This is a genomic window from Promineifilum sp. (SeqCode), assembly GCF_041918635.1.
Taxonomy (GTDB): Bacteria; Chloroflexota; Anaerolineae; order Promineifilales; family Promineifilaceae; genus Promineifilum.
In genome coordinates this window covers 1-1,614 of record NZ_JAYRVJ010000340.1, presented here as the reverse complement: position 1 = coordinate 1,614, position 1,614 = coordinate 1, and the positions used below count along the sequence as shown (strand labels likewise).

General features: G+C 66.2%; 1 protein-coding gene. It reads right to left on the bottom strand.

Annotated features, from left to right (window positions below; all coding sequences use genetic code 11):
* Nucleotides 1–1,614: dihydropteroate synthase (locus ACE3UY_RS10950; protein WP_374687567.1), on the bottom strand; the 1,614-nt coding region annotated here is incomplete at both ends.

The following is a 1,614-nucleotide window of genomic DNA, read 5'->3' as shown; positions in this document are numbered from 1 at the left end:
CTCTTCACGACCTGCGGCAGGAACATCTTGCCGCTGCCGAACAGGTCGCCGACGACGTTCATGCCGTCCATCAACGGCCCCTCGATGACGTGCAGGGGGCGCTCGGCCTGCTGCCGCGCCTCTTCCACGTCTATCTCGATGTAGGCGTTGATGCCCTGCACCAGAGAATGGGCCAGCCGTTCGTTAACGGGCAGGCTGCGCCAGGCCAGGTCTTCGTGCTTCTCTTTGCCACCGCGTTGCACCGTTTCGGCGAAGGTCACCAGCCGCTCGGTCGCGTCCGTCCGGCGGTTCAGCAGCACGTCCTCGACCCGCTCCAGCAGTTCCTTGTTCATGTCTTCGTAGATCGCCAGCTGGCCGGCGTTGACGATGCCCATGTCCATGCCGGCGCGGATGGCGTGGTAGAGGAAGGCGGAGTGCATCGCCTCGCGCACCGGATCGTTGCCGCGGAAGGAGAAGCTGACGTTGCTGACGCCGCCGCTGATCAGTACGCCGGGCAATTCGGCCTTGATACGCCGCGCCGCCTCGAAGTAGGCCAGGGCGTAGGCGTTGTGCTCTTCGATGCCGGTGGCGACGGCGAAGACGTTGGGGTCGAAGATGATGTCCTGCGGTGGGAAGCCTACCTGCTCCGTCAGGATGCGGTAGGCGCGATGGGCGATGGCGACGCGGTGGTCAGCCGTCTCCGCCTGACCGTTCTCGTCGAAAGCCATAACGACGACCGCCGCGCCATAGCGCCGGGCCAGCGTGGCCTGCCGGATAAACTCCGCCTCGCCCTCTTTCAGGCTGACCGAGTTGACGATGCCCTTGCCCTGGATGCACTTCAGGCCGGCCTCGATGACGCTCCACTTGGAGGAGTCGAGCATGATCGGCACGCGGGCGATGTCAGGCTCGCCGGCGATAAGGTTTAAGAAGCGGGGCATGGCCGCCTCGGCGTCGAGCAGCCCCTCGTCCATGTTGATGTCGATCATCTGCGCGCCGTTCTCCACCTGCTGGCGGGCCACGTCGAGGGCGGCAGCGTAGTCGCCGTTCAGGATCAGCTTGGCGAAGCGGCGCGAGCCGGTGACGTTGGTGCGCTCGCCGACGTTGACGAAGTTCGTCTCTGGGCCAATGACCAGGGGCTCCAGACCGCTGAGGCGCGCGTAGGGCGGTACGTCGGGGATGCGGCGAGGCGGCAGGTCGCGGACGGCCTCGGCAAAGGCGCGGATGTGGGCCGGCGTCGTGCCACAGCAGCCGCCGACGACGTTGAGCAGCCCCTCGGCGGCATACTCGCGCAACACACCGGCCATGTACTCCGGCGTATCGTCGTACTCGCCAAACTCGTTGGGCAGGCCGGCGTTGGGGTAGATGTGGGTGTAGGTCGCCGCGACTTGCGACAGGGCGTAGGTGTGATCGCGGAAGGCCGCCGCGCCCAGCGAGCAGTTGAGGCCGACGATGAGCGGGTTGGCGTGCATGATCGAGTAGTAGATGGCCTCGGCTGTCTGGCCCGACAGGTTGCGCCCGCTGGCGTCGACGATGGTGCCGGAGATCATCAGCGGCCGTTCGACGCCCGCCTCGTCGAAGTAGCGCTGGATGCCGAAGATGGCCGCCTTGGCGTTGAGCGTGTCAAAGATGGTCTCG